This window comes from Paracoccus sp. (in: a-proteobacteria), from assembly GCF_047973135.1.
Taxonomy (GTDB): domain Bacteria; phylum Pseudomonadota; class Alphaproteobacteria; order Rhodobacterales; family Rhodobacteraceae; genus Paracoccus.
Map to the genome: position 1 here is coordinate 1 of NZ_JBKEBL010000311.1, position 1,629 is coordinate 1,629.

General features: G+C 60.5%; 2 protein-coding genes. One reads left to right on the forward strand and one right to left on the reverse strand.

The window, feature by feature from the left end:
• Positions 1-837: LysR substrate-binding domain-containing protein (locus ACK5L9_RS22440; RefSeq protein ID WP_416913681.1), on the forward strand; the 837-nt coding region annotated here is incomplete at its 5' end.
• Positions 838-858: 21 nt separating this feature from the next.
• On the opposite strand, the gene ACK5L9_RS22445 is transcribed toward ACK5L9_RS22440, so the two are convergent.
• Positions 859-1,629, reverse strand: a 771-nt coding sequence (locus ACK5L9_RS22445) for an ATP-binding protein (RefSeq protein WP_416913682.1), incomplete at its 5' end; no start/stop codon positions are given.

Genomic DNA, 1,629 nt, shown 5'->3' on the forward strand with positions numbered 1-1,629 from the left:
CGCGACCTTGAAGACCATCTCGGCGCAGGGCTGTTTCATCGTCACAGCGGCGGCATTCGTCTGACCTTCGCGGGCGCGCGGTATCTGCCGCGCGCCCGCCAGATTCTTCGGGGCCTCCATCAAGGTTCCCGCGAGATCGCTGAGATCGGACAGGCGAAACAAGGCCGGGTCAGGATCGGCCTCTATGGCTCCATCGCCTCGGGGTTTCTTGCTGAACTGTTGCAGGCCTACGGTCAGCACCACCCGTCGGTGCAGATCGAGTTGGTCGATGCCGACCCCGCCGATCACATCGTCGCCATCGGCCAGTTTCGCCTCGATGTCGCGTTTCTTCATGCCCTTCAGGACTGGCCAGATTACGATACAATCCCTCTGTGGTCAGAGCGCATCTTCATGGCACTGCCAGAGGCGCATCATCTTGCCGATCGGGCCAATCTCGACTGGCGCGATCTGGCAGCGGAAACCTTCATCGTCAGAGAGGCCGCATCTGGGCAGGAAATACAGGACCATTTGGCACACATCTTCGCCCGTTTCGACCGCCGCCCCGTGTTTAGGATTCAATCGGTGGGACGGGCCAACCTTCTGCCACTGGTGGCGCTTGGTCAGGGCATTGCAATCGTCAGCGAGGCGATGGTGGCGACACGTTTCCCCGGCCTGATCTACCGCCCCATAAATGGAGAGCTTCTGTCTTTCTCGGCGGTCTGGTCCCCCAAAAACGACAATCCAGCGTTCAGGCGGCTGCTCAGCATGGCCAAGACGATGGCGGCGCAGCAGGCAGTCAACGGGGGCGATACGGGGATCGTGAATCCGAAACAAGGACCGCCCTTGCCGTCGCAATGAACCGGCGCCAAGACCTTTCGATTACGCAGACCACAAGCAGGAAAGCGGGGCTGCGAACATGTTGTCGGCAAAGGGACCGACCTGATCATGATCATAGGGGACCAGCCCCTGGACGAATTTCCCGCCACAGGCCTCCGCCAGCTTGCGCATGCCGGAAAAATCGCTGGCGGACACCGTGGCCGAGGCCTTGACCTCGATCCCTACGACCTCCCCTCGACGATTTTCCAGAACGATATCAACCTCATTCTTGTCCTTGTCGCGGAAATGCGCGAAGGCGCAGCGCTGATCGCTCCAGGATGCGATCTTGCGCAGCTCGCTGAACACGAAGGTCTCCCGGATCGGGCCGAAACCGGTGCGATCCTTGGCAACAACATCTGGAGAAACCTCGCGCATCGCCGCCAGAAGTCCGGCATCAAGGAAATGCAGCTTGGGGGATTTGGTCAGCCGTTTCAACCGGTTGGTGAACCAGGGCTGCAAGCTGTGCACCAGATAGAGGCTCTCGAAAATGCGCAGATATTTCGCCGTGGTCACATGGTTGTGACCAAGCGCCGCGCCGATCCCGGTATAGTTCACCAATTGCCCCGAATGCTCGGCCGGAACCGCCAGCAGCTTCGGCATGATGACGAGTTGTTCGATCTGGGCGATATCGCGCACGTCGCGCTGCACGATCGCGTCAAGATAGCCGTGATACCAGTCCTGCCTGCGCCCCCATCGTTTCCGCCCGAGCGCCTCGGGATAGCCGCCCGCAAGCACGGTTTCGACAAGCTCACCTGCGACGATCATGTGATCCGC